Origin of the sequence: Actinomadura roseirufa, assembly GCF_900659635.1 — a bacterium.
Lineage (GTDB): Bacteria > Actinomycetota > Actinomycetes > Streptosporangiales > Streptosporangiaceae > Spirillospora > Spirillospora roseirufa.
The window spans coordinates 1-24,428 of sequence record NZ_CAACVB010000119.1 but is presented as its reverse complement, the minus strand read 5'-3'; the positions used below and the strand labels follow the sequence as shown (position 1 = coordinate 24,428).

Genomic DNA, 24,428 nt, shown 5'->3' with positions numbered 1-24,428 from the left:
GGGTGCGCCGCCCGGCGCGGGCGCGGGCGTCGCCTGCACGCCACCGCCGCCGTCCGGGTGGGTGATCGCGAAGTTGTAGCGCCGCGTCAGCATTCCGAGCTGGTCGGCCGCCCACTGCGCGACCTGGTCGGCCTGCCGGTACCCGCCCGCGGGCACGCCCGGCGGCGGGCGGTGCCCGTCCAGCCAGGCCGTGATCGCGCGCTGCGCGTCCTGGAGCTGCTTGATCACCTGGTTGAGCGCGGGCGGGTCGATTCCCCGGAAGCCGGGGTCGCGCGCGGCCGGGCCGGTGCGCATCTGCGCGGTCATCGCCCCTCCGGAGGTCACGGCTCGTCGTGGCTCAGCTCCCCACCATCACATCAGCGTCAGCGGCTGTCGAGAGCCCTGCGTACCGATTCGTTATCACGTGCCACCACGGCGCCCTCGCCGGTCACCACGATCGGCCGCTGGATCAGCACCGGGTTCGCCACCATGATCTCGATCCACCGCGCGCGGTCGTGCTCGAGATCGCGCAGGCCGAGCTCCCGGGCGACCGGCTCGTTCAGCCGCGCCACCTCCCACGGCTCGGCCCCGATGCGGGTGAGCACCGCCTCCAGCTCCTCCGCCGTCGGCGGCTCGTCCAGGTACCGGCGCTCGGTGTACTTCACGCCCGCCTCGTCCAGCGCGGCCTTCGCGGCGCGGCTCTTCGAGCAGCGAGGGTTATGCCAGATCTCCACTTACTCTCCAACCTCCGCCGGGGTGCCCCCGGTGATGCGCAGCAGTTCCTCGTAGGTCGTGGGGAACACGGTGTGGGGGTGCCCGCCCGCGGCCCACACCTCGTCGTACTTGCCCAGCCAGACGTCCACGAGGGTACGGAGCGGCGCGGGATGGCCCAGCGGCGCGACGCCGCCGATGGGCTGCCCGGTCGCCGCCCGGACGAACTCCGGCGTCGCCCGCCGCACCGCCGCCGCCCCGACGAGGGCGGCGACCCGCGCGGTGTCGACCCGATGCGCGCCGCTCGTCAGCACCAGCAGGGGCGCCCCGTCGGCGTCGAACACCAGGCTGTTGGCGATCGCCCCGACCTCGCAGCCCAGCTGGTCCGCCGCGGCCTGCGCGGTCCGCGCCGAGTCGGGCAGCTCCTGGATCGTTCCGGTCGCGCCCTGCTCCCGCAGGATCTCGGCGACGTGTTCGGCATTCGGATGCATGGGAGCACCTTACGGTCGAAGGCCCGCCGAGGGACGGGGCAAGGACGCCGGGGTGGTGCCCGGAGGCCGCGCGGAACGTCCGAAACGGCCGTCCGCAACCCCTCTGACCTGCGAGATGCGCCACTCGTTCGAACACGTTGACGAATCCTCGCCGGCCCTGTTTACTGTGAATGCGTCGAACTTATGTTCGACGTGGTGCGGGACTCGCGGCCCGTGCCAGGGCGACGTCCCCGCGGCGGCAGCGCGATGCCGTGGCGGGACGGACGGCCGGGCGGAGTGAGGGGAAGCTCTCCGCCCGGCCGGCCCGAGCCCCGGAAGGAGGCAGTCATGTCCGCAGCGATCACCGCCCGCGGCGTCCACTCCGCCGCCCAGCCCATGCCCCCGAGCCCGCGCCACCGCCCGTTGCCCGCGCCCCGTCCGGCGCACACGGCGACCGGCCAGCTGCACGCCGCCCGCATGGGCCTCGCCGACGCGGCCGAGGCCACCACACCCGCCGTCCGCTACGTCTGCGCGCACCTGGCCGCGCTGCGCGCCGCCGCCGCGGTGCTGGCCTCCAGGGAGCCGCTGGAGACCCACCGCCGCGGCCGGCCCCGCAGCGTCTGGGTCCTGCTGCCCGAGGCCGAGCCCGCCCTGCGCGAGTGGGCCGCGTTCTTCGCCGCCGGCGCCGACAAGCGCGCCGCCGCCGAGGCGGGCCTGCCCCGGGCGGTCACGCCGCGCGAGGCCGAGGAGCTCATGCACGACGCCGGCGTCTTCGTCTCCCTCGTGGAGGACACCCTCGGCATCACCGGCCAGCCATGTTTGTTCGAAAGCCCGTCCCAGGAAAGCTCGCCTAAAAGCTCGCCTGCCTGACCGGCCTTTGCGCGAGCGCGAATCGCTTCACGATCCTCCCGGCGGGCCTCGCCCCCCCCGGGCATCGCCCCGCCAGCGCGCTCGCGCGACGGCTCAGGGCTGGTGCGAGGCAGGCACCTAGGGCACGCCTCTCGCCTCCGGTGTGCGAGGCGTGTTCCGGCGGGCTCCCATGACGGTCGCGCCGACGGGGGCCGACTCCCCAAGGGGTCCCCATCGGCGCGATCTCTCCTCGCTCGCGCCGGCGTGGCGGCTGGGAGTGAGAGGCGGCCCCTGGGGGTGCTTGACGCCTGGGGGCGTGTGAGGCGTGTTGTGGTGGGGTTGTGTGACGGTCGCGTTGGTGGGGGCTGACTCCCCGAGGGGGTTCCGTGGGCGCGGTCTTTCATCGCCCGCGTGGCGGTTGGGGGTCGTGAGGCGGCCCCCTGGGAGGCGCCTGAACCCCGGGGGTGTGGGGTGCGTTGTGGCGGGTTCCCGTGACGGTCGCGTCGGTGGGGCCGACTCCCCAAGGGGTCTCCGTCGGCGCGATCTCTCATCGCGTGCGTTGGCGTGGCGGCTGGGAGTTGGGGGGCGGTCCCCTGGGGGTGTTTGACGCCTGGGGGTGTGTGGGGGCTGGTGGCCTCCAGTGTCGGCGCCGGCAGTCGGCCGAGTCTCTTCAGCGGCGCGGTCTCTCGTTCGTCGTGGTGTGTCGGCCTCTGCGGGGTCGTCCCGTTTGCCGGGGCGCGTGCTGGGCGGGGGCGGGGGTCAGGTTTGGAGGACGGACAGGACGTTGCCCGCCGGGTCCTTGAACCAGGCGATGAGCGGGCCGCCCTTGCGGAAGATCCCCTTGTCGTCCACGCCGTCGTAGTGCTCGAAGGCGACGCCCCGGGCGGCGAGCCCGGCGACCGCCTCCTCGATGTCGGCGACGGGGAAGTTCAGGATCGTGAACGTGGCCGGTTCGTGGTTCGGCTTCGGGTAGACCAGAGTCGGCCTGTCGCCCGTGATGTGCAGGGTGAGCATGCCGTTGTCCTCGGAGACGTCGAGCCCCAGGACCTCGCCGTAGAAGCGCTTGGCCGCCGGGATGTCGTCCACTGAGAACCCGCTGAAGGCCTTGGAGTCGGTGAGCACTGTTCTTCCCCTCGGGTCGGTTCCTCTCTACGCGTACCGACCGGGGGACGGTGTGAAACTCATCGCTCCCGTCCTCGCGGACCCGTCCGGGGCGGATCCGCGTGAGATCGTTAGGTTGGCGAACAAAGGGGGCGGCGGTGTCGGCGCGCGGTGGACGGGGCCTGGTGCCGCTGCTGGCGTTCCTCGGGGTGATGGGCTACTCGCTGTCCATGGCGGTCGTGACGCCCGCGCTGCCCCAGCTCCAGCACGGGCTGCGCACCTCGCCCGCCGGGGCCGCGTGGGCGCTCACGGCCATGACCCTCTCCGCGGCGGTGGCGACCCCCGTGGTCGGGCGGCTGGGGGACCTGTACGGCCCGCGGCGGGTCCTGCTGGCGGTGCTCACCGTGGCGGCCGTGGGGACGGTCGTGGCGGCCTGTGCGGGGACGCTGCCGGTGCTGCTCGCCGGGCGGGTGCTCGGCGGCGTCGGCGGCGGCGTCTTCCCGCTGGCCTACACCCTCATCCGGGACGTCGTGCCGCCCGCGCGCCGGGCGCCCGCCGTCGGGCTGATGTCGTCGATGCTGGGCCTCGGCGGCGCCGTGTCGTGGTGCCTGGCCGGACCGGTCATCGACCTGCTGGGCTGGCGGTGGCTGCTGTGGGTTCCGGTCGCCGGGCTGGTGCCCGGCCTGGTGCTGGCCTGGTGGGTCGTGCCGTCCTCGGCGCCGCGGGGCGCCGCCCGGGTGGACTGGTGGGGCGCCGCCCTGTTCGCGGGCTGGCTGGTGGCCGCGCTGACCGCGGTGACCCAGGGGATGGACTGGGGCTGGACGTCGCCCGGCGTCCTCGGCCTGCTGGCGCTGTCGGCGGTGACGGCCGTCGTCTGGGCGCGCGTGGAGGGACGGGTCGCCGAGCCGCTCGTCGACCTGCGGCTGATGCGGTCGCGGGGCGTGTGGACCGCCAACGCGGCCTCGCTGCTGTCGGGGTACGCGCTGATGGCGGGCGGGCTGCTGTTCCCGCTGCTCGTCCAGCTCCCGGCGGGCACCGGCTACGGCTTCGGCGGGACGGCCACCCAGGCGGCGCTGCTGCAGATGCCCGCGAGCGCCGGGATGACCGCCGCGGGCCTGTCGGCCGGCCTGCTCGACAGGTGGGTCGGGTCGCGGGCCGTGCTGCTCGCCGGGGCCGTGCTGACCGGCGGCGGGTACGCGTTCGTCGCGCTGCGGCACGCGGCCATGTGGCAGCTGTACGCGGGCGGTCTCGCGCGGGGGATCGGGCTCGGGCTCGCCTACGCGGCCGTCGCGAACCTCGTCGTGGCCGCCGTGCCGCCGGGCGAGACGGGCGTGGCCACGGGCGTGAACACCCTCGTCCGGACGGTGGGGGCGTCACTCGGGACGCAGGTCAGCGCGGTCGTCGTGGCGGGGCTGCCGGGCGAGCGGGGCTTCTCCACCGGGTTCGCGATCAGCGCCGCCGTGATGGCGGCGGTGCTGCCGCTGGCGCTGCTCGCCCCGCGCCGCCCGCCCCGCCGGGCGGCCCGCCGTCCAGCAGGGCACGCTCCACGACGCCGAGGAGCGACAGCCCCACCAGGCACGACAGGACGACCGCTCCGAGACTCAGCCGATCGCGCCGCCCCCGCCGAGCACCGCGCCTCCGCCCGCGCCCGCGCCGGACACCGCCACCCCGCCGTGTGTCATCGCGCGGGTGGGTGGTGTCGCGCCGGTGGGTGGTGTCGCGGTGGGGGCGCCAGAAGTCGTCGGGTGCGGGTGGGGTGGGTTCGGGGCGGGTTCGTGCGGCGCGTGCGGGGTCGCCGCGCCCGTTCTCGTGGCGTCCGGACGTGCCGCGGCGCCGGTTCGACCGGTGCGTTGGCTCGGTCCAGCCGGGTTGCTCGGACCACCAGGACCCTTCGGGCCACTGGAGTTCCTCGGACCGGCGTCCCCGCCCGGGGGCCGCCTGGGGACGCGCGGGCGTGTCAGCCCGCCGTGAAGGATGCGGGTAGCTCCGGGACGCATGCCGGGTGTCGCGTCGCGCCATGCCCTCTCCTGTGGAGAAGGCGGAGGCTCGGTGAACGCTCGACCGTGCCGTCCGGGCGCGTGCCCGGCGGCGGTTCCGCTGAGACATCGGGATCGCGGCGCCGGGAGCCCGCTCCGCTCCCGCCGCTCACCCGCGGGTTCTGGCGAACCCGTTCGATCAACCCGGGAGCATACGCCCCGGGACGCCGTCAGGTGCCAGATGTACCGCTTTCCAGAGCAGTACGGGCGAAGGCCGTGACATGTTCACGCATCCGGGCGGTGGATTCGGGCGAGTCCATCCGCACGCCGACGAGCTCGGCGAGCTGCGGCATGGCCATCGGCATCATGGCCAGGCCGATGAGGGAGACGACCGTGCGGCCGACCTCGGCGGACGGCTCCCGGTCGAGGTGCTCGGCGAGGGAGGCCACCTTGGCCCGGCAGCGGTCGACCCGCCACTGCTGCTCGGGCAGGTTCGCGGGCCGCCGGTGCAGCGCCTCCCACATCAGCAGCCGGAGCAGGTCGGGGTGCCGGACGTAGTGGTCGAACACCTTGCCGACGTACTCGACGGGGTCGTTGCCCGGCAGCGACGCGACCTCGGCGAGCTCGTCCAGCGCGGACTTCATCACGGCGTCGAACAGCTTCTCCTTGTTGCCGAAGTAGCCGTAGATGCGCTCCTTGTTGACGCCCGCGCGCGCCGCGATGCGGTCGACCCGGGCGCCGGCGATGCCGTGTTCGGCGAACTCCCCGCGGGCGGCGTCCAGCAGGGCCTGTTTGGTGGTGGCGGCGGTGGGTGGCATGACCGGCATCCTAGCCGACCTGAACCAACCAGTTGGTTGCCATCCAACCAGTTGGTTGGCTACCGTCCCCGGCATGACGACCTCCAGCGTCCCCCTGCGGGCCCCCGCGCCCCCCGAGCACGCCCCCTTCGGCAGGACGGTCGCGGCACTCGCCACCGTCGCGCTCCTGGCCACCGGCCAGCTCTACGGCATGATCCCGCTGCTCGGCCGCGTCGCGGCCGGCTGGCACGTCGCCCCCGCCTCGCTCACCTGGCTGGTCAGCGTGTACGGGTTCGGCTACGCGGCCGGGTTCCTGATCTTCGGCCCGCTCTCGGACCGGCTCGGCCGCCGGCGCGTCATGCTCGCCGGCGTCGCCGCCACCGCCGTCACCACCGCGCTGGTCGCGACGGCGCCCGCGCCCGGCGCCGCGCTCGCGCTGCGCGTCCTGCAGGGCCTGACGATCGGCGCGTTCCCGCCGGCGGCGATGGCCTACATCGCCGAACGCGTCGAACCGCGCCGGCGCCTCGTCGCCGTCACCGCGATGACCACCGGGTTCCTGTCGTCGGCCGTCCTCGGCCAGCTCGCCGCGCAGGGCCTCGCCGCCGTCCTCGGCTGGCGGTCCTTCTTCCTGGCCGGCGGCGCGGCGTTCGCGGCGGCCGCCCTCCTGCTCCGGTGGGCCCTGCTCCCCGACGGCCCGTCCGGCGGAACGTCGCCGTGGGCCGCCTACCGCGCGATGATCCCGCTCCTCGGCGCGCCCGGCCTGCGCCGGCTGTTCCTCGCGGTGCCCACCGTCCTCGGCTCCTTCGTCGCGCTCTATACGGGGCTGCAGCTCACCGGGACGAGCGGGCTGCTCGGGCTGCGGGCGAGCGCGCTGCCGGTGATCCTCGCGGTGCCGTTCGCCACCGCCCGGCTGGCCCGGATCCCGGGGCCCGCCCGCGTGGGCCTGGCGCTCGCGCTGTCGGCGGCGGGCACCGCGCTCATCGGCCTGCTGCACCCGGGCACGCTCGGGCTCGCGCTGCTGCTGATGGCGGTCACCGCCGGGACGTGCGTCGCCGCGCCCGGCCTGATCGACACGATCGGCACGCGCGCCGGCGCCGCCCGCGCCCCGGCGGTGTCGCTGTTCAGCGCGCTGCTGTTCGCGGGCGCCAGCCTCGGCCCGCAGCTGGCCGGCGCCCTGTCGGGGAGTTCGCTGGCGCCGCTGGCCCTCGTCCTCGCGGCGCTGCTGGGCGGCGGCGCGCTGCTCGCCGCCGCCGCCCGCTGATCAGCCGAGCGCGCGGAGGAACCGCGCGGCCAGCGGGGCGGCGACCTTCGGGCCCGAGCCGCCGCCCTGGACGAACACGCAGAACGCCAGGTCGTCCCGGTAGCCGATGAACCAGGCGTGCGACCCCTCCCCGAACTCGGCCGTGCCGGTCTTGCCCGCCACCCCCGCGGGCAGCCCCGCCTCCGCCGCCGTCCCGCCGGTGACCACCGCCCGCATCATCTCCCGCAGCGCCGCGGCGCCCGGCACCGCGTGCGGCTCGGCGAGCCGCTGGCCGCCCGCCCGGACCAGCTCCGGCGACAGCAGCCGCGGCGGGCGCCACGTCCCGTCCGCCACCGCCGCGGCGACGGAGGCCATCAGCAGCGGCGTCGCCTCGACCCGGCCCTGCCCGATCGCCGCCTCGGCCAGCTCGGCGCCGCTCCCCGGATCGGGGAAGCTCCCGTCCCCCACCGACAGACCGGGCGTCAGCGGCACGCCGAACCCGAACGCGCGCGCCGCCTCCGCCAGCCGCCGCGCGCCGAGCTCCTCCACCGCCAGCCGCGCGAACGTGGTGTTGCACGACTGCGCGAACGCCTCCCGCAGCGACGTCCGGCCGAACGCGTGGCCGGCGTCGTTGTGGATCGTCCGCTGCGCGGTGGTGACGACCGCCGGGCAGTCCGCCTCCGACCCCGCGTCCATCCCGCCGTCCAGCAGCGCCGCCGCCGTCACCACCTTGAACGTCGACCCGGGCGGGTAGTGCCCGCCGAACGCGCCGAGCCCGCCCAGCCCGTCGGCGACCGCGAGGATCTCGCCGGTGGAGGGCCGCAGCGCCACGATCGCGGCGGGCCGGGAGGCGGCGGCGCGCTCGGCCGCCTCCTGGACGCCCGCGTCCAGGGTCGTGCGGACCTTCGTCGTCCCCTTCACCCCGAGGAGCCGCAGCCGCTGCGCCGGGCCGGTGCCGTCCCGCATCTCAACGGCCCATCCCGACTCGTCCGTGCCCTCCATGCGGTCGGTCAGCCCGGCGAGGTAGGGCTGCAACGAGCCGTCGGCGGAGAGGGCACGGCCCTTACGGTCGGTCAGCGCGACCGCGGGGACCTGCACCTCCCGCAGCGTCCACGTCCCCTTCCCCTTCAGCCCGGGGTACAGGGTCGCGGGCGACCACAGCACCCGCCACCGCCGGTGCACCCGGGCCAGCCGCAGCACGGCCCGGAACGACCAGTCGCCGCGCCCGGCCAGCGACCGGGTCACCGTGAACTCGGCCTGCGCCGCGTCCGGCCCCGACCGGACGGCCGGCCGCGGCTCCAGCGAGATCGAGTCGACCGACAGCCCCCGCGACAGCGCCCGGTGCTGCTCGGCGAAGTCGTCCGGCGGATCGGCGACGAGCCGCCGCATCCGCTCCAGCGCGCCGCGGCTCCACGCCGCGAAATAGTCGTCGGCCGTCTTCTCGGGACTCCCCTCGTCCCGTCCGGGCACCAGCCGCGCGGCCGCCACGCCGGCCGTCAAGACCACCGCCACCAGCATCGCCAGCACCGTCACACCCCGTGCACGCATGCTTCGCCCCTCCAGCCTCCCCCCGACCGGAGCCTTGATCATGTCACCGCCCGGACGCCCCTGCCCATCCTCCAGTCGGCGGATCTTCAGGCGGAGAGGGCGCCGTGACTTAGCGTCGCCTGATCCACTCCTTAAGCCCGGGTTAACGGACGTGACTCGCGGCGATCACGGGCCTAGCGTCGTGGACGTCGGCGACCGCACGGACGGCAGGAGGTGCCCCGCGATGACGACCCTCGCGCCGGGACGGCCCACCCCACGCTGCCGGGTCGCCGCCTCCCGGCCTCCCACCGGCCGGGAGCCGTGCCGGGGCCGCCCCCCGCGCTCCCGTCCACGCGATGTTCGATCGACCCCGTCTCAGCAGGGGCGACCGCGTGGCACCGGTCTCCGGAAGCGGGGCGCGGCCCCCGGTCGACGGGCCGCCGCACGCCGGTGCGGCGGCCCGCGGCCCTCACGCCCGCGCGGACGCTGCGCCTTCCGCGCCGCCTAGCGGGTCCAGGACAGGCGGATGCCCTCCAGTTCCGGATCCTCCAGCAGCGCCTCGATCAGCGCGGTGGGGCCGACGACCTTCGTCCCCCACAGGTCCCAGTCGCAGTAGACCACCCACGAGCGGTCCACCGGCCACAGGTCGGACGGGCAGCTCGACATCGCCGGATGGTCGTAGAGCGCGGCGGCGTCGCCGAGCCGCCCGGCGAGGACGGTCTCGGTGTCCCAGTCCGCCGTGACGAGCGGGCAGTAGTAGGCCAGGCAGCGGGTGTCGGCGCCCGCGGGGCTGTAGCGCAGCAGCACCCGCATCAGCCGGTGCCAGCTCTCGCGGTCCAGGCACCCCTCGGCGGGCGGCTGGATGGCGGCCGACCAGCTCCCCGCCGGATGCCCCTGGCGCAGGCAGCGGTTCCCCGGCAGTTCCCCCTCCGGGACGACCGGCTCGCCGAACCCGCGGGCGAGCTCCCGCCAGCGCAGCCGGCGCCAGCCGCGGCCGGGGTGACCGCTGCGTCCGAGCTCGGTGCCGGTGACGATCGCGCCCTCCAGCAGGTCGCCGACGTCTCCGGGCACCTCGGCCGCGGGATCGGCCGGCTCGGCGAGCCCCGCCGCCACGACCGACTGGTGGACGTCGTCGTGCGTCGTGGTGACCAGGCCCTCCTCCCACGCGTACATGGCGTGCAGGAGCCAGACCGAATCGGGGCTGCGCGGCGGTTCGAACCCGGAGTAGCAGTGGTCGGGATCGAGCTCGTGCAACCAGCGGGCGGCTTCCGCCGGAGCGACGGCCCATGCGTCCTCGATGTCCGCGTTCTCCATATCGGCATCCTGTCACCCTTGGACGCGGCGGCGATACGCACCATGACCTGAGGATTCCCAAAATGGCGGTACCGCCACATATCAGGCGGCGAGCAGGCTCCCGAAACGGGCCGCCTGCACCTCCCAGCGCCACTCCCGCTCGACCCACCGCCGCCCCCGCCCGCCCATCGGCCGCGCCCGCGCCGGATCGGCCAGCAGCCCCGTGACCTCCGCCGCGACCCGCGCGACGGACCGTCCCGGCACCACCACCCCCGTCTCGCCGTCCACCACGGCGTCCGGCGCGCCACCGGAGTCGCCCGCCACCACCGGCAGCCCCACCGCCGACGCCTCCAGGTAGACGATCCCCAGGCCCTCCACGTCCAGCCCGCGCCGCCGCGTCCGGCACGGCATCGCGAACACGTCCCCCGCGTCATAGTGCGCCGGCAGTTCCTCCCACGGGACGCTCCCGGTGAACACCACCGAACCCTCCACGCCCGCCGACACCACGAGCCGCTCCAGCTCCGCACGGTACGGGCCGCCCCCCACCAGCAGCAGGGCCGCGTCCGGGACCGACCTCAGGACCCGCGGCCACGCGTGGACCAGCGCGTCCTGCCCCTTGCGCAGCACCAGCCGCGACACGCACACCACGACCGGCCGGTCCACCAGGCCGTGCCGCTCGCGGATCTCCCCGCCGCCGCACCCCGGACGGAACACCCGCTCATCGACGCCGGGCGCGAGCCGCGCCATCCGCGCCGCCGCCTCCGGGGACAGCGCCCGCGCCATCCGCGACCGCGTGTACTCCCCCAGATACGTCAGCACGTCGACGCCCTCACCGATCCGGCCGAGCAGCGTCCGCGCCACCGGCAGCGCCGCCCACCCCGCCTCGTGCCCATGCGTGATCCCCACCAGCCGCTCCGCGCCCCGCCGCCGCAGCGCCGGCGCCAGCAGCCCGAGCGGCGCCGCCGCCCCGAACACCACCGAATCGCACCCCTCCGCCCGCAGCACCTCCCCCGCCCGGCGCAGCACCCCCGGCTCGGGCAGCATCAGCGAACCCGGATGCCGGACGACCGGGAACGGCTGCCGCGCGTCGAACGCCGCCGCCCCCTCCCACGCCGGCGCGTACACCACCACCGAACCGGCCGGACGCCGCGACGCCAGACCGTGCACGAACGCCTGGATCCCGCCCGGACGCGGCGGGAAGTCGTTCGTCACGACAAGGGTTCTGCTCATGGATCTCCAGGGGTGCGGCCCCCGACTCTCCCTTCCGACATACCCAGCGAGGGCCCGCCACCTGGTGGTGACGGGCCCTCTCCTGCTGGTGTGATCAGTGGCTGAGCTGCTTGGGCTCCTTGCCGCTCTCGACCTCGCCGTGCTCCTCGTGCTCTTCGACGGGGATGTCGTCGAAGGTCCACGCGCGGTTGAGACGCGCGCGCAGGTGGCCGAGCGGGCCCTTGGTGTCGGGGGCGGGGATGCCGTTGGCGTCGCGCGCCGGGGCCTCCGGGCGGGTGTTCTCCTTGGAGAGGATGACCGCCCGCTCCTGCTCACGGGCCGGCTCGTGCCGCTCGGAGTACTTGCCGTCCGGCGACATCACGATGATGCCGCTCTCCACGCCGTGCCCGATCACGTTCGCGTCCTTGCGCTGGAGGCCCAGGCAGATCCGCTTGGTGATGACGAAGGCCAGGAACGGCCCGACGAAGACCGTGACCCGGAAGAACCACGTCAGCGCGAACATCGAGACGTGGAACTTGTCGGCGATGACGTCGTTCGCGCCGGCGACCCACAGCAGCCCGTAGAAGGCCACCGCGGCCATGCCCGTCGCCGTGCGGACCGGGGCGTTGCGCGGGCGCGTGTTCACGTGGTGCTGACGCTTGTCGCCGGTCACCCACGCCTCGATGAACGGCCAGGCCCCGGCGCCGCCGAAGATGATGCCGAGCGGAACCGTCGCCGGGATCAGCACGTTCAGGCTGAGCGTGTGGCCCCAGGCGCTGATCTCCCAGTTCGGCATGATGCGCAGCGCGCCCTCCATGACGCCCATGTACCAGTCGGGCTGGGAGCCCGCGGAGATCGCGCCCGGGTCGTACGGGCCGAACAGCCAGATCGGGTTGATCTGGACGAAGGCCCCCATCAGCGCGAGCACCCCGAAGGTGAACAGGAAGTAGGCGCCCGTCTTGGCCATGAAGACCGGGTAGAACGGGTAGCCGTACACCTGCTGCTCGGTCTGGTTCTTGACCGGCATCGCGGTGTGCTTCTGGTGCCACATGATCATCATGTGCGCGGTGACCATGCCGAGGATGACGCCCGGGATCAGCAGGATGTGCAGCGTGAACAGCCGGGGCACGATGTCGTCGCCGGGGAACTCCCCGCCGAACAGGAACATGTAGATGTAGGTTCCGACGAGCGGGATCGCCTCGGTGACGCCCTGGGTGATCCGCAGGCCGGTGCCGGACAGCAGGTCGTCGGGCAGCGAGTACCCGAACAGGCCCTCCAGCATGCCGAGCGTGAACATGCCGAGGCCGATGAGCCAGTTCAGCTCGCGCGGCTTGCGGTAGGCGCCGGTGAAGAACACCCGCAGCATGTGCGCCATGATCGACGCCATGAACAGGACCGCGGCCCAGTGGTGGATCTGCCGCATCAGCAGGCCGCCGCGCACGTCGAAGCTGATGTCCAGCGTGGAGGCGTAGGCCTCCGACATCTTCACGCCGTTCAGCTTCGTGTACGAGCCGTCGTACACGACCTCCGTCATGCTGGGCTTGAACCAGAGCGTCAGGAACGTCCCGGTCAGCAGCAGGATGATGAAGGAGTACAGGGCGATCTCGCCCAGCATGAACGACCAGTGGTCCGGGAAGACCTTCTTGACGTTCCGCTTGAAGAAGGTGGTGGAACCGAGACGCTCGTCGATGAAGCCGAGCGTGCCCTCGATCGCCTTCGGAGCTGTCGCCTCGCTCATCCGCGCTCCCAGAAGCTCGGGCCGATCGGCTCATGGTAGTCGCTGGTCGCGACCAGGTACCCGTTCTCCTCCGCCAGCGGGAGCTGGGGCAGCGGACGGGCGGCCGGGCCGAACACGACCTTCGCCGCGTCGGTCGCGTCGAACGTCGACTGGTGGCACGGGCACAGGATGTGGTGCGTGGTCTGCTCGTACAGGGCCGCGGGGCAGCCGACGTGCGTGCAGATCTTGGAGTAGGCCACGATCCCGTTGACGTGCCAGTTCTCCCGGCCCTTGGCCGGCTTGAACTGGTCCGCGGGAACGTTGATCAGGATGGTGACGGCCTTGGCGGTCTGCGTCAGCACCTCGGTCTCGGGGACGTCCTCCTCGATGCCCTCCGGCAGCACGGTGATCATCGAGCCGGGCGAGGAGAAGTCGCTGACCCTGAGGGGCCGGTTGGTGCCGTCCACCACCAGGCGGACGCCCTTCTTGCCCTCGGCCTGCGCCTTCTTGACCGCCTCGCCCCAGAAGGTGTGACGGAGCCGCTTCTCCGGCAGCGGGCCGAGGTCGCGCAGCAGCACCAGCGGCGCCAGGCCGAGCGGCGCGGCGGCCAGCAGCAGCGTGCGGCGCAGCAGCGGCCGCTTGGTGATGCCGCTGTCGGCGGCGCCCTGGAGGAAGTCCTCGGCGAAGGCCGCGCGGGTCTCCTCGTCGGCGGCCAGCTCGTGCCGCTCCTGGATGATCGGCTTGCTGGTCATGAGCCGGCGCACCCAGATGGTGACGCCGATCGCCAGCGCGAGGAACGACAGCGCCATCATGCCGCCGAGCCAGAAGTTGGACTCCCGGGCCCGGTCGACGCCGTGCATGCCGCCGTGGCGGCCGCTCCAGCCGATGTAGTAGGCGATGAACGCCACGCTGCCGGCGAAGGCCAGCAGGAAGAACGCCGCGACGATCCGCTCGGCGCGCTTGGCGGCGGCCTCGTCCAGTTCCTCGCCGGCGCCCGCCGGCGCCGAGATCGGGCCCGCGGCGAGCAGCGCCTTGTCCCGCGCCGGCGAGGGCGTGCCGATCACGCGTCCCTGCGGGCCGCCGTCCTCGCGGGGCTCGGGGCCCCCGGTGTCCTTGGTGTCGTCGCTCATGACTTCTTCAGCTTCTTCGGCTTCTTCGCGGTGATCCACATGGCCGCCAGGACCAGCAGGCCGATCCCGATCAGCCAGCCGGCCAGGCCCTCCGACACCGGGCCGATGCGGCCGAGGCCGTTACCGCCCGGGTTCGGCTCCTCGCGGGTCTGGACGAGGTAGGAGATGATCGCCTGCTTGTCCTTCGGCGTGAGGGTGGTGTCGTTGAACACCGGCATCGCCTGCGGGCCGGTCAGCATGGCCTCGTAGATCTGGGTGGGCGTGACGTCGCTGCCGCTCAGCGGCGGAGCGTACTTGCCGCCGGTCAGCGCGCCGCCCTGACCGGTGAAGTTGTGGCACTGGGCGCAGTTGGTGCGGAACAGCTTCCCGCCGAGCGCGACGTCGCCCTTGGTCGGGTCCACCGCGGACGCGGGCGGGACGGCCGGGCCGATGGCCAGCGAGGCGATGTAGGCCCGCAGGTCGGCCAGGTTCTTCTCCGCCAGAGCCTTCTGCTTCTCCGCCTCTTCCCGCTTCTCCGGCTCGGAGTAGTCGGTCTTGATCGAGGTGTTGAACTCGGGGATCGGCTCCTTGCGGGGCATCTGCGCGCCCGGGTTCATCGCGGGCATGCGGCCCGTGCTGACCTGGAAGTCGACGGATGCGGCGCCCACCCCGATGAGGCTGGGAGCGATCGGCTTGCCCTTGGCGTCCTTGGTGCCCTCGGCGTTCAGCCCGTGGCAGCTCGCGCAGTTCTTGTTGAACAGCTGCTTGCCGTTCGCCAGGTCCTGCGCGGCCTGGGCCGTGTTCTCCGCCTCGGCGCGGTCAGTCTGCGGCGAGAATCCGGCGTAGATGACGCCGATCGCCGCCAGGGCCGCCAGCACGACGGCGTAGCCCGCCCAGGGGCGCCGTCGCCATGCGGTGAACCTTTTCACGGAAATCCCCGTTCGGGTCATGTCGTCTGGTAGGTCGGGCAGGTCACTGGTCAGGTCACATGTCGAGGAGGTAGATGGTCGCGAACAGGCCGATCCACACCACGTCGACGAAGTGCCAGTAGTACGACACCACGATCGCGCTGGTCGCCTGCTCGTGCGTCCACCTCTTCGCCGCGTAGGTGCGCCCGAGGACGAACAGGAACGCGATGAGGCCGCCGGTGACGTGCAGCCCGTGGAAGCCGGTGGTCAGGTAGAAGACCGAGCCGTAGGCCGAGGACGAGAGGGTGAGGCCGTCCTTCGTGACCAGGTTGTAGTACTCGAAGGCCTGACCGGCCACGAAGTAGGCGCCCATGAGGAACGACAGCACGTACCACTCGCGCAGTCCCCAGCGGCGGAAGTCGAGCAGCCCGCCGGCCCGGCCGACCTGGCCCGCCTCGGCCCTGAACACGCCCATCTGGCAGGTCACCGAGGACAGCACGAGGACGGTGGTGTTGACTGCCGACAGCGGCAGGTCCAGCTCGGCTCCCGGCCAAGCGCCGTGCCCCTGCTGGCCGATCGTCACGGAGCGGATCGTGAAGAACATCGCGAACAGCGCCGCGAAGAACATCAGCTCGGACGACAGCCAAACGATCGTCCCCACGCTGACCAGATTGGGACGATTCGCCCGAGCGTGAGGTGTTGTCTCTATCGCGGATGCTGTTGCCACGGGCAGCATTATTGCGTCCCTATCCGGTGACTGACGCATGACCCCCCTTCTAGAGTTCCCGAGCGTGTCCCCGGGCACGTCCCGCGCCCGTCCCGGCGCCGGGACGGGGGGACCTCGTGCGCGCGTGGCCGAGCGGGTACCCTTCCCTGCCATGAGCACCGCCCCGAGCAGCGCCCCGGAGAGCCCCGTGAAGGTTCTCGTCTACAGCGACGACGCGAACACCCGCGCCCAGATCCGGATGGCGATCGGGCGCCGCCCCGCGGCCGACCTCCCGCAGGTGGAGTTCATCGAGCTGGCGACGCAGCCCGCCGTGGTGGAGCGGCTCGACCAGGGCGGCGTCGACGCCGTCATCGTGGACGCGGAGGCGCAGCCCGCCGGCGGGCTCGGCGTGTGCCGGCAGGCCAAGGACGAGGTCTACGACTGCCCGCCGGTCCTGGCCGTGATCGCCCGCCGCGACGACGGCTGGCTGGCGACCTGGTCGCGCGCCGACGCCGTGGTGAGCCTGCCGCTCGACCCGATGGCCGTCGCCCAGGCCCTGGCGGGGCTGTTGCGCCGCCGCCTGGAGAACCGCCTGCCGGCCCTGTAAGACCGCTCGCCGGGGCGGCGGGGCGGCCGGCCCGGAGCCCCGGCCGGAGCCGTCCCCGCGCGTCCCCGGGGGACCGACCTCACCCTGGGGGAGACATGGACGCGCGCACGACCTGGCCCGCACTGCTGAACGCCCTGATCGACGGCGACCCGCTCACGAGCGAGGAGACCGCCTGGGCCATGAACCGCATCATGGCCGGCGAGGCCACCGACGTGCAGATCGCCGGCTTCGCCGTCGCCCTGCGCGCCAAGGGCGAGACGGTCTCGGAGGTCCTGGGCCTGGCCGAGGGCATGATGGACAACGCCACGCCGATCTCGGTCGAGGGCCCCATCGCCGACCTCGTCGGGACGGGCGGCGACCGCGCCCACACGGTCAACATCTCCACGATGGCCGCGGTGGTCGCCGCCGCGGCGGGCGTCAAGGTCGTCAAGCACGGCAACCGGGCCGCGTCGTCCTCCTGCGGCGCCGCTGACCTGCTGGAGCACCTCGGGGTCGCCATCGACCTGCCCCCGGAGGCCACGGCGCGGGTCGCCGAGGAGATCGGCATCACCTTCTGCTTCGCGCCGCTGTTCCACCCGGCGCTGCGGCACGCGTCCAAGGTGCGCGGCGAGCTCGGCGTCCCGACGGTGTTCAACTTCCTCGGCCCGCTCACCAACCCGGCGCGTCCGGGCGCGCAGGCGGTCGGGGTCTTCCATCCCCGGATGGCGGGCGTCATCGCGGGCGTGTTCGCCGCGCGGGGCTGCTCGTCGCTGGTGTTCCGCGGCGACGACGGGCTGGACGAGCTGACCACGACGGGCACCTCCACGGTCTGGGTGGTCCGCGACGGCACCTCGACCGAGACGACCTTCGACCCGTCCGACCTCGGCATCCCGCCCGCGCTGCCGGACGACCTGCGCGGCGCGGACGCGGCCTTCAACGGGCGGGTGGCCCGCGAGGTGTTCGCCGGGCGGACCGGGCCCGTCCGCGACATGGTGCTGCTGAACGCCGCCGCGCTCGTCGCGGCCCACGAGGGCGCCCCGCCGGCCGACCGTCTCACCGAGACCCTCCGCGCGGCCTACGCCCGCGCCGCCGAGGCGATCGACTCCGGCGGCGCGGACGCGCTCCTCGGCCGCTGGGTGGAGGTCTCCCGGCGGCTGCGCCCCTGACCCCGTCCAGGGGGCCGCTCAGAGCATGGAGCGGCCCCCGGACGACAGCCGCTGGGCCAGGTACACCGGCACCACCGACAGGACGATCAGCGCGGCGGCGACGACGTTGACGACCGGCGCCTGGTTCGGCCTGAACAGGTTGTCGAAGATCCAGATCGGCAGCGTCCGGGCGCCCGGCCCGGCCGTGAACGTGGTCACGATGATCTCGTCGAAGGACAGCGCGAACGACAGCAGCCCGCCCGCGAGCAGCGCCGAGCGCAGGCCGGGCAGGGTCACGTGCCAGAACGTCCGGAACGGGTCCGCGCCGAGGTCGGCCGACGCCTCCTCCAGCCTGGTGCCCGTCCGGCGCAGCCGGGCGAGCACGTTGTTGAAGATCGTGACGACGCAGAACGTCGCGTGCCCGACGATGACGGTGAACAGGCCGAGGCCGATCCCGAGCGGCTTCAGGACGACCTGGAAGGCGTTGCTCAGCGCGATGCCGGTCACGATGCCGGGCAGCGCGATGGGCAGCACCACGGCCAGCGACACCGCCTCCCGCCCGAAGAAGCGGTACCGGGCCACCGCGAACGCCGCCATCGTGCCGAGCAGCAGCGCGATGGCGGTGGCCCCGAGCCCGGCCTTGAGGCTGGAGAGCACGGCCGTGCGGGCGCCCTCGTTGTCCAGCGCCCGGCTCCACCAGCGGCCGGTGACGCCGGACGGCGGCCAGCCGAACGCCCGGTCGGCGTTCACCGAGTTCACCAGCACCACCAGCAGCGGCACGTAGATCACCGCGAGGCCGAGGGCCATGACGGCGCGCAGCGCGATCCGCGCCGCGGGCGAGAGGGTCATCACAGCTCCCTGAGGGCGCCGGTGCGGCGCGCGGCGGCGAGGTAGCCGAGCATCACCACCACCGGCACGGTCGCGACGGCGGCGGCGAACGGCAGGTTGTTGGCGGCGCCGACGTTGTCGTAGACGACGTTGCCGATCAGCTGGCTGCGACCGCCGACGATCTTCACGGTGATGTAGTCGCCGAGCGACAGCGAGAACGTGAAGATCGAGCCCGCGACCAGCGAGGGGTACACCAGCGGCAGGACGACGGTCCGGAACGTGCGCAGCGGCCGCGCCCCGAGGTCGCCCGAGGCGTCCAGCAGCGCCCCCGGCAGCCGCTCCAGCCCCGCGTAGACGGGAAGGATCATGTAGGGCAGCCACAGGTAGGACAGGACGAGCACGGTGGCCGTGAGCCCGTAGCCGGGGCCGGACAGCCCGAACGGCTCCAGGGCCTGGTCGACCGGCCCGCCCTCGGCCAGCATCACGCGCCACGCGTACGCCTTGACCAGGTAGGCCGCCCACAGCGGGGCCAGGATCGCGCTCACCAGCATCGGGCGGTGCCGCGGCCGGGCGACCTTGGCCATGTAGAAGGCCATCGGGAGGCCGATGGCCATGTCGATCGCCGTGACGGCCACGGCGACGCCGAGGCTGCGCAGCGCGATCGTCCGGTAGACCGGCTCGTCCCACAGCGTCTGGAAGTTGACGGCGGTGAACTCCCGGACGATCTCGCCGGTGAAGGTGTCGGTCGTCCAGAACGCGGTCAGGAAGATCGCCCCGAGAGCGCCGAGGTAGGCCACCACCAGCCAGGCCAGCGGGGCCGACAGCAGCAGCGACAGCCGCAGCAGGGGCCGGCGGTGCAGCAGGGCGGCCGCCCGGCGCCGGAGCCCCGGCGCCGGGCGGCCCGCCACGGCGGTCATCCCTTGATCGTCGTCCACGCCTGGGTCCACTTGGAGTAGTCGACGCACTTGACGTCCGTGCGCCCGTCCAGGCACTGGGCGATGGGCGTCGTCCAGAAGTGCACCTTCGAGAAGTAGGTCTCGTCGGTGGCGTGGAAGGTCTCGCAGAACTTCTTGTCGGCGGTCATCCCGCACGCCTTGGCGTTCGCGGGCGCCTCACCGAAGTACTCGGCGACCTGCGCGTTCGCCTTCGGGGAGACGATCCAGTCCATCCACTTGTAGGCGCAGTCGGGGTGCTTGGCCTTGGCCGCGACCATCCAGGTGTCCGACCAGCCGGTCGAGCCCTCCTTCGGCAGCGTGACCTCCACCGGCGCCTTCTCGGCCTTGGACAGGTTCGCGATGACCTGCCAGGTCGTGCCGAGGACGGAGTTGCCGCTCTTGAACGCCTGGACCTCCTTGGTGTACTCCGACCAGTACTCGCCCACGAGGCCCTGCTGGGTCTTCAGGAGCGCCACGGCCGCGTCGAACTGCTTCTGGTCGAGCGCGTACGGGTCCTTGATGCCGAGCTCGGGACGCGCCGTCTTCAGGTACAGCGCCGCGTCGGCGATGTAGATCGGCGAGTCGTAGGCGGTGATCTTGCCCTTGTACGGCGAGTTCGCGTCGAACACCGCGCCCCAGGAGTCGGGCGCGGTCGTGACCTTGTCGGTGCGCCACATGAGCAGGTTGGCGCCGCGGCCGTGCGGGATGCCGTAGGCGACGCCGTTCACCGAGTTCCACGGCTTGAGCTTCAACCCCGGGAAGATGTCGGCGTAGTTCGGCACGAGGGAGGTGTTGACCGGCGCGACCGTCCCGGAGGCGATCAGCCGGAGCGAGGCGTCGCCCGAGGCCGAGACGGCGTCGTACTCGCCGGTCTTCATCAGCGTCAGCATCTCGTCGGACGTACCGGCGACCTTGGTGTTGACCTTGCAGCCGGTCTGCTTCTCGAACGGGTGGACCCAGTCGACCGTCTTGTCGTTCGAGCCGTCCTCGGCGTACCCGGCCCAGGCGACCAGGTTGACCTGTCCCTCACCGGCGCCCAGCGACTGCCGCACCGGGATCTTCGGGACGCTGAAGCCGCCCTGCCCGGCTCCCTTCGCCTTGTCCGCCGAATCGCCGTCGCCGCCGCAGCCGGCGGCCAGTCCGATCGCCAGCGCCGCCGTGGTGGCGAGCGCCATGCGCGTGGACCACATGGGGAACTCCTTAGTTGGGGGGTATGGGGGAAGCGGGTGGTGCCGGATCAGGAGGCGGGCGCCGTCCCGGCACCGGTCTCCGGCACGCTGAACTCGTGCTCGGCGTGCCAGCCGATCCGGACGCGCGCGCCGCGGTGACGCGTCACGTCCATGGAGGAGGTCCTGAGGTTCTGCTGCAGCGCGACGACCCGGTCCCCCGACTCCAGGTCGATCACGAAGCGGGTCGCCGGGCCCGCGTAGACGACCTCGGCGACCGTTCCGAAGGCGTGCCGGTCCCCCGTGCCGGCGCCGCCCTCCGCCCGTCCGTCCCGGCCAGGCCCGTCCTCCGCGGGCCCGCCGGATTCGCCACCGGAGCCGGCATCCGGTTCGATGCCGACATGGATCTTCTCCGGGCGGACGCGGACCGCCCCGATCCGGTTCGAGGTGCCGACGAACCCGGCCACGAACGCGGTGGCGGGCCGCTCGTACACCTCGGCGGGCGTGCCGACCTGCTCGATCCGCCCGCGGTCGAGGACCGCCACCCGGTCGCTGAGCGTCAGCGCCTCCTCCTGGTCGTGGGTGACGAACACGAACGTGATGCCGGCCCGCCGCTGGATGCTCTTCAGCTCGACCTGCATCTCCTCGCGGAGCTTCAGGTCGAGCGCGCCGAGCGGCTCGTCCAGCAGCAGGACCTTCGGTTCGTTCACCAGCGCGCGGGCCAGCGCCACCCGCTGCCGCTGGCCGCCCGACAGCTCCGCCGGGCGGCGCCCGTCCAGGCCGTCGAGCCGGACGCTGCGCAGCGCGGCGCGGGCCCGCTCGCGACGCTCCGCACGCGGCACCCCGCGCACCTTGAGGCCGTACTCGACGTTGCGGAGCACGTCCAGGTGCGGGAAGAGCGCGTAGTCCTGGAACACGGTGTTGACGTCCCGGTCGAACGGGGCGAGGGACGTCACGTCCCGGCCGCCGAGCTCGATCGTCCCCGACGTCGGCCGCTCGAACCCGGCGATCATTCGCAGCACGGTGGTCTTCCCGGACCCGGACGGGCCGAGCATCGAGAAGAACTCCCCGTCGCCGATGTCGAGGTCGACGCCGGCCACCGCCTCGACCGAGCCGAAGGTCTTGCGCAGATCGCGGATCCGCACCGCTGAATCAGGCATGACCGAAAACATATGGAGTCATAGGTTTTGTTTCAAGTGATGATCCGGTATCACTGGGTCGACGCCGAGGAGGGGGGACCATGGACAGCGCGCGCCTCGTCGCCTTCGCGCCGGTGGACAATACCGCGCGGGTGCACGCCGTCGTCCGCCGCCTCGGCGACGCGATCGCGCTCGGGCTCCTCGCCGACGGCGAGCAGCTGCCGAGCGAGACCGAGCTCGCGGGTCATCTCGGCGTCTCGACCGTCACCCTGCGCGAGGCCCTGATGGCGCTGCGCCAGCAGGGCCTCATCGAGACGCGCCGCGGCCGGGGCGGCGGCAGCTTCGTGCGCGCGCCCGCCCGGCCCTTCGACCTCGACGAGCGGCTGCGCCCGTTCACCGCCGAGGAGCTGCGCGACCTCGGCGACCACTACGCGGCCATCGCCGGGACGGCCGCGCGGCTGGCCGCGCGGCGCTCGCTGCCCGGCGACGTGGCGCGGCTGCGGCGCTCGCTCGCGCAGCTGACCGGGCCGCCGGACGCGCGCCGGGCCCGGCTGGACGGCCGCCTGCACCTGGAGATCGCCGGGGCGTCGCAGTCGGTCCGGCTCACCCGGGAGGAGATCAGGCTCCAGGCCGACATCGGGCCGCTGCTGTGGGCCGTGGACGCCCTGCCCGCCCACCGCGGCCGGGCCGGCACCGAGCACACCGCCATCGTCGAGGCGATCGCCGGCGGCGAGGACGGCCGGGCCCGCGATGTCGCCGAAAGTCACATCGCGCATGCGGTAGAACATCTCATTGAACGACGGCTCGCCCTCTGACCCCGAGGTGACCCATGTCCAGCGAGACACCGGCCGCCGGTGCCGCCGCTCACGTCCGCGCGACCCTGGACGGCGTCTTCGCGACCGTCGCCCGGGTGCGCGAGGCGTCCGCCCGCCACCTCGGCGCCGCCCGCGCCCAGGGACGCCCGCCGGTCCGCGCCGACCTCACCGCGCTGCGCCCGCTGCTGCACGACCACCTCGGCCCGCTGGTCTCCGGGCTCGGGTTCATCGCGGCGCCCGGCCTGCTGGCCGACGCGGCATGGCACATGGAGTGGTGGCAGACCGGCCCGGCCGGCGACCCCGTCCGGCTGCTGCGCGACCTCGACCCCGAGAGCAGCGCCCTGTACGACTACACCGGCTGGGAGTGGTTCGCCGGCCCGCGCGACGGCGCCGAGAAGACGGTGTGCGGCCCCTACGTCGACTACCTCTGCAGCGACGAGTACGTGCTGACCCTGGCGATGCCCGTGCGCGTCGCCGGCGAGTTCGCCGGGGTGGCCGCGGCGGACGTGTTCTCCCGCACCTTCGAGAACGAGGTCGTCCCGGCGCTGCGCGAGATCCCCGCGCCCGCGTTCGTCGTCAACGCCCCCGGCCGGGTCATGGCCTCCAACACCGCGAGCTGGCCGCCGGGAACGGTCTACCGCGGCGGCGGTGCCGGGCTCGCCGCGCGGCCGTGCGGCGACCTGTCGCTGTCGCTGGTCACCGCGGGGTGACCGGCGCGCCGGGTCAGTCGGCGTCCGGGAGGCCGAGCGCGAACGCGGCCTCCAGGTCGTGCTGGGAGTAGGTCCGGAAGGCGATGTGGGTCTCGGTGCCGACGATGCCCGGAACCTTGTTGAGCCGGCCCGGGATGACGTCGTTCAGCTCCTCGTGCCGGCGCACCCGGACCATCGCCACCAGGTCGTGCTCCCCGGTGATGGAGTAGACCTCGCTGACCCCGTCCAGGGCGGCGATCGCCTCGGCCACCTCGTGGATGCGCGCGACGTCGGCCTTGACGAACACGATCGCGGTGACCACTGTGCCCTCCCCTGAGTCCGGACGGTCAGACTCTACCGACCGTGCCCGCACCGGCCGCATCCGCCCCCGCGCGTCAACCGGGCCGGGCCGTCGCGCGTCGGGGGTCAGCCGCGGCTGAGCGCGGCGAGCCTGCGCGCCGGACCTGCGCGGCGCGCGAGGAGCGCGAACACCACCCCGGCGACGAACCCGTAGATGTGCGCCGTGTAGGCGACGTTGCTCTCCTCGTCCCCCAGCGACAGCCATTGCAGGACGAACCAGTACCCGAGCACCACCCACACCGGCAGCCGGACCACGATCACCGGTGGCACCCAGCTCACGATCCGGCCGCGGGGGTTCAGGATGAGGTAGGCGCCCATCACCCCGGCGATGGCCCCGGACGCCCCGATCAGCGGCACCCCCGAGTCGGCGGAGGTGTAGGCGAACCCGTACACCGCCACCAGCCCGAAGAGCAGGTAGGCGAACAGGTAGCGCAGCCGGCCGAGCCGGTCCTCCAGGCCCATCCCGACCACGAACAGCGCCACCAGGTTGCCCAGCAGGTGCAGTGCCCCCGAATGCAGGAACATCGACGTGAACGCCGCCGTCCAGGGCGCCTTGCGGAAGCCCGCCGGGCCGCAGCGGTGCGCGACCTCCGAGGGCAGCGGCTGCTGCTCACCGGTCGTCAGCTCCTTGGGGACGGCGCCGTACTCGTAGGTGAACCGCTCCGCCCGGCACTCGCGGACCTGGTCCTTGCCGTACCAGGTCGCGAAGTTCGACATCGGGGTGAGCAGGAAGACCACCACGTTGGCCGCCACCAGCAGGTACGTCACCCAGGGGACGCGCCGGGCGGGCTGGCTGTCGTACAGGGGCAGTGCCATGCGGAAAGGTCATCTCCATGGGCCGGGACTCCTCCGTCACCTTAGTGGGCGCACGTGCCTGGGCACGTTCGGTTCCGGGCTGGCGTAGGCGTTGTCGATCCACCGCCGCAGCCCCTCGGCGCCGTGCGCGGGACACGTCCACGCCCCGTCCAGCTCGACGAGGCGGACGCCGGGCAGGTCGAGCCAGCGCAGCACGCACTCCATCTCCTCCGCCGTGGCGCCGCCGGCGGGGCCTCCCCCGGCGCGCAGCGGGACGCCGCCGGGCGCGCCGCCCGCGGGCGGGAAGACCGTCTCCGCGGTCGCGGTGAGGGCGTGGACGTACGGCCACGGGTCGGCCCGCGCCGGGACCGTTCCAGC

The 24,428-nt window shown here is 73.4% G+C and carries 24 protein-coding genes and 2 pseudogenes; 7 read left to right on the top strand and 19 right to left on the bottom strand.

The features are described 5' to 3' along the window. The 3 genes from E1291_RS23755 to E1291_RS23745 all read right to left on the bottom strand — a co-directional run. The coding region (locus E1291_RS23755; RefSeq protein ID WP_207400899.1) for a hypothetical protein at positions 1–306 on the bottom strand (306 nt) is incomplete at its 3' end. A 56-nt stretch (positions 307–362) separates the two neighbouring features. Then, entirely contained in the window at positions 363–713 is a 351-nt protein-coding gene (locus E1291_RS23750) for an arsenate reductase family protein (protein ID WP_131740189.1), read from the bottom strand. Then, complete coding sequence (locus E1291_RS23745) at positions 714–1,181, bottom strand: YbaK/EbsC family protein (RefSeq protein WP_131740188.1); 468 nt, start codon at positions 1,179–1,181, stop codon at positions 714–716. 327 nt (positions 1,182–1,508) lie between these two features. On the opposite strand from E1291_RS23745, the gene E1291_RS23740 reads away from it, so the two are divergent. Further along, a complete protein-coding gene (locus tag E1291_RS23740) occupies positions 1,509–2,030 on the top strand; it encodes an SAV_6107 family HEPN domain-containing protein (RefSeq protein ID WP_131740187.1) in 522 nt (173 codons plus the stop codon). Between the two features lie 738 nt (positions 2,031–2,768). Here E1291_RS23740 and E1291_RS23735 read toward each other — a convergent pair. Beyond that, positions 2,769–3,131, bottom strand: coding sequence for a VOC family protein (locus E1291_RS23735; RefSeq protein ID WP_131740186.1), 363 nt, complete (start codon positions 3,129–3,131; stop codon positions 2,769–2,771). Positions 3,132–3,322: 191 nt separating this feature from the next. Here E1291_RS23735 and E1291_RS23730 point away from each other — a divergent pair. Next, positions 3,323–4,483: pseudogene (locus tag E1291_RS23730) on the top strand (MFS transporter); the annotation flags it as partial. An 833-nt stretch (positions 4,484–5,316) separates the two neighbouring features. Here the strand turns inward: E1291_RS23730 and E1291_RS23725 are convergent. Next, positions 5,317–5,904 (bottom strand): TetR/AcrR family transcriptional regulator, encoded by a 588-nt coding sequence (locus E1291_RS23725; protein ID WP_131740185.1) that lies wholly within the window; start codon positions 5,902–5,904, stop codon positions 5,317–5,319. Positions 5,905–5,977: 73 nt separating this feature from the next. Between E1291_RS23725 and E1291_RS23720 the strand changes: the two genes are divergently transcribed. Next, positions 5,978–7,144 carry an MFS transporter gene (locus E1291_RS23720; RefSeq protein ID WP_165495263.1) on the top strand — a complete coding sequence of 389 codons (1,167 nt, stop codon included), beginning with the start codon at positions 5,978–5,980 and terminating at the stop codon, positions 7,142–7,144. Here the strand turns inward: E1291_RS23720 and E1291_RS23715 are convergent, their stop codons facing one another. The 7 genes from E1291_RS23715 to ctaE form a co-directional block, all read right to left on the bottom strand. Further along, a complete protein-coding gene (locus E1291_RS23715; protein ID WP_165495262.1) occupies positions 7,145–8,671 on the bottom strand; it encodes a penicillin-binding transpeptidase domain-containing protein in 1,527 nt (508 codons plus the stop codon). Positions 8,672–9,154: 483 nt separating this feature from the next. Continuing rightward, positions 9,155–9,964, bottom strand: coding sequence for a hypothetical protein (locus tag E1291_RS23710; protein ID WP_131740182.1), 810 nt, complete (start codon positions 9,962–9,964; stop codon positions 9,155–9,157). 81 nt (positions 9,965–10,045) lie between these two features. Then, entirely contained in the window at positions 10,046–11,173 is a 1,128-nt protein-coding gene (locus E1291_RS23705) for a glycosyltransferase family 4 protein (protein WP_131740181.1), read from the bottom strand. 94 nt (positions 11,174–11,267) lie between these two features. Continuing rightward, positions 11,268–12,890, bottom strand: a complete 1,623-nt coding sequence (qcrB, locus tag E1291_RS23700; protein ID WP_131740180.1) for a cytochrome bc1 complex cytochrome b subunit — start codon at positions 12,888–12,890, stop codon at positions 11,268–11,270. Continuing rightward, positions 12,887–13,999, bottom strand: a complete 1,113-nt coding sequence (gene qcrA, locus E1291_RS23695; RefSeq protein ID WP_131740179.1) for a cytochrome bc1 complex Rieske iron-sulfur subunit — start codon at positions 13,997–13,999, stop codon at positions 12,887–12,889. Before qcrA ends, qcrB begins: the two co-directional genes overlap by 4 nt. Then, on the bottom strand, positions 13,996–14,907 hold the full coding sequence (gene qcrC / locus E1291_RS23690; protein ID WP_131740178.1) for a cytochrome bc1 complex diheme cytochrome c subunit: 912 nt from the start codon (positions 14,905–14,907) through the stop codon (positions 13,996–13,998). The genes qcrA and qcrC overlap by 4 nt, the downstream gene beginning before the upstream one ends. 55 nt (positions 14,908–14,962) lie before the next feature. After that, the gene (gene ctaE, locus E1291_RS23685; RefSeq protein ID WP_131740177.1) at positions 14,963–15,622 is read right to left on the bottom strand and encodes an aa3-type cytochrome oxidase subunit III; all 660 of its coding nucleotides are present in this window, start codon (positions 15,620–15,622) and stop codon (positions 14,963–14,965) included. A gap of 142 nt (positions 15,623–15,764) precedes the next feature. Between ctaE and E1291_RS23680 the strand changes: the two genes are divergently transcribed. Both E1291_RS23680 and trpD read left to right on the top strand, forming a co-directional pair. After that, a complete protein-coding gene (locus E1291_RS23680; RefSeq protein WP_131740176.1) occupies positions 15,765–16,199 on the top strand; it encodes a type 2 periplasmic-binding domain-containing protein in 435 nt (144 codons plus the stop codon). Between the two features lie 95 nt (positions 16,200–16,294). Beyond that, positions 16,295–17,344: an anthranilate phosphoribosyltransferase gene (gene trpD / locus E1291_RS23675; RefSeq protein ID WP_131740175.1), complete on the top strand. Its 1,050-nt coding sequence runs from the start codon at positions 16,295–16,297 to the stop codon at positions 17,342–17,344. A gap of 18 nt (positions 17,345–17,362) precedes the next feature. Here the strand turns inward: trpD and E1291_RS23670 are convergent, their stop codons facing one another. The 4 genes from E1291_RS23670 to E1291_RS23655 are packed head-to-tail and all read right to left on the bottom strand — an operon-like array spanning position 17,363 to position 21,412. Further along, entirely contained in the window at positions 17,363–18,172 is an 810-nt protein-coding gene (locus E1291_RS23670; RefSeq protein ID WP_131740174.1) for an ABC transporter permease, read from the bottom strand. Further along, entirely contained in the window at positions 18,172–19,086 is a 915-nt protein-coding gene (locus E1291_RS23665; RefSeq protein WP_242614331.1) for an ABC transporter permease, read from the bottom strand. Before E1291_RS23665 ends, E1291_RS23670 begins: the two co-directional genes overlap by 1 nt. Further along, the gene (locus tag E1291_RS23660) at positions 19,065–20,276 is read right to left on the bottom strand and encodes an ABC transporter substrate-binding protein (protein ID WP_131740173.1); all 1,212 of its coding nucleotides are present in this window, start codon (positions 20,274–20,276) and stop codon (positions 19,065–19,067) included. Before E1291_RS23660 ends, E1291_RS23665 begins: the two co-directional genes overlap by 22 nt. 47 nt (positions 20,277–20,323) lie before the next feature. Next, entirely contained in the window at positions 20,324–21,412 is a 1,089-nt protein-coding gene (locus tag E1291_RS23655) for an ABC transporter ATP-binding protein (RefSeq protein ID WP_131740172.1), read from the bottom strand. An 80-nt stretch (positions 21,413–21,492) separates the two neighbouring features. Between E1291_RS23655 and E1291_RS23650 the strand changes: the two genes are divergently transcribed. Continuing rightward, complete coding sequence (locus E1291_RS23650; protein ID WP_131740171.1) at positions 21,493–22,206, top strand: FadR/GntR family transcriptional regulator; 714 nt, start codon at positions 21,493–21,495, stop codon at positions 22,204–22,206. Positions 22,207–22,220: 14 nt separating this feature from the next. Next, positions 22,221–22,916: a cache domain-containing protein gene (locus E1291_RS23645; protein ID WP_131740170.1), complete on the top strand. Its 696-nt coding sequence runs from the start codon at positions 22,221–22,223 to the stop codon at positions 22,914–22,916. 13 nt (positions 22,917–22,929) lie between these two features. On the opposite strand, the gene E1291_RS23640 is transcribed toward E1291_RS23645, so the two are convergent. From E1291_RS23640 to E1291_RS23630, 3 genes and pseudogenes are all read right to left on the bottom strand, one after another. Then, complete coding sequence (locus E1291_RS23640) at positions 22,930–23,217, bottom strand: Lrp/AsnC family transcriptional regulator (RefSeq protein WP_131740169.1); 288 nt, start codon at positions 23,215–23,217, stop codon at positions 22,930–22,932. Positions 23,218–23,321: 104 nt separating this feature from the next. Next, positions 23,322–24,071, bottom strand: coding sequence for a rhomboid family intramembrane serine protease (locus E1291_RS23635; RefSeq protein WP_131740168.1), 750 nt, complete (start codon positions 24,069–24,071; stop codon positions 23,322–23,324). Positions 24,072–24,107: 36 nt separating this feature from the next. Then, positions 24,108–24,428: pseudogene (locus E1291_RS23630) on the bottom strand (DEDD exonuclease domain-containing protein); the annotation flags it as partial.

Excerpts from the sequence above, each read along its gene's own strand:
- E1291_RS23710 (WP_131740182.1), bottom strand. The coding sequence starts at position 9,964 with ATGGAGAACGCGGACATCGAGGACGCATGGGCCGTCGCTCCGGCGGAA.
- E1291_RS23650 (WP_131740171.1), top strand. The coding sequence starts at position 21,493 with ATGGACAGCGCGCGCCTCGTCGCCTTCGCGCCGGTGGACAATACCGCG.
- E1291_RS23745 (WP_131740188.1), bottom strand. The coding sequence starts at position 1,181 with ATGCATCCGAATGCCGAACACGTCGCCGAGATCCTGCGGGAGCAGGGC.
- E1291_RS23660 (WP_131740173.1), bottom strand. The coding sequence starts at position 20,276 with ATGTGGTCCACGCGCATGGCGCTCGCCACCACGGCGGCGCTGGCGATC.
- E1291_RS23740 (WP_131740187.1), top strand. The coding sequence starts at position 1,509 with ATGTCCGCAGCGATCACCGCCCGCGGCGTCCACTCCGCCGCCCAGCCC.
- E1291_RS23635 (WP_131740168.1), bottom strand. The coding sequence starts at position 24,071 with ATGGCACTGCCCCTGTACGACAGCCAGCCCGCCCGGCGCGTCCCCTGG.
- E1291_RS23680 (WP_131740176.1), top strand. The coding sequence starts at position 15,765 with ATGAGCACCGCCCCGAGCAGCGCCCCGGAGAGCCCCGTGAAGGTTCTC.
- E1291_RS23655 (WP_131740172.1), bottom strand. The coding sequence starts at position 21,412 with ATGCCTGATTCAGCGGTGCGGATCCGCGATCTGCGCAAGACCTTCGGC.
- E1291_RS23645 (WP_131740170.1), top strand. The coding sequence starts at position 22,221 with ATGTCCAGCGAGACACCGGCCGCCGGTGCCGCCGCTCACGTCCGCGCG.
- E1291_RS23725 (WP_131740185.1), bottom strand. The coding sequence starts at position 5,904 with ATGCCACCCACCGCCGCCACCACCAAACAGGCCCTGCTGGACGCCGCC.
- E1291_RS23720 (WP_165495263.1), top strand. The coding sequence starts at position 5,978 with ATGACGACCTCCAGCGTCCCCCTGCGGGCCCCCGCGCCCCCCGAGCAC.
- E1291_RS23670 (WP_131740174.1), bottom strand. The coding sequence starts at position 18,172 with ATGACCCTCTCGCCCGCGGCGCGGATCGCGCTGCGCGCCGTCATGGCC.
- trpD (WP_131740175.1), top strand. The coding sequence starts at position 16,295 with ATGGACGCGCGCACGACCTGGCCCGCACTGCTGAACGCCCTGATCGAC.
- qcrB (WP_131740180.1), bottom strand. The coding sequence starts at position 12,890 with ATGAGCGAGGCGACAGCTCCGAAGGCGATCGAGGGCACGCTCGGCTTC.
- qcrA (WP_131740179.1), bottom strand. The coding sequence starts at position 13,999 with ATGAGCGACGACACCAAGGACACCGGGGGCCCCGAGCCCCGCGAGGAC.
- ctaE (WP_131740177.1), bottom strand. The coding sequence starts at position 15,622 with ATGCTGCCCGTGGCAACAGCATCCGCGATAGAGACAACACCTCACGCT.
- E1291_RS23715 (WP_165495262.1), bottom strand. The coding sequence starts at position 8,671 with ATGCGTGCACGGGGTGTGACGGTGCTGGCGATGCTGGTGGCGGTGGTC.
- E1291_RS23705 (WP_131740181.1), bottom strand. The coding sequence starts at position 11,173 with ATGAGCAGAACCCTTGTCGTGACGAACGACTTCCCGCCGCGTCCGGGC.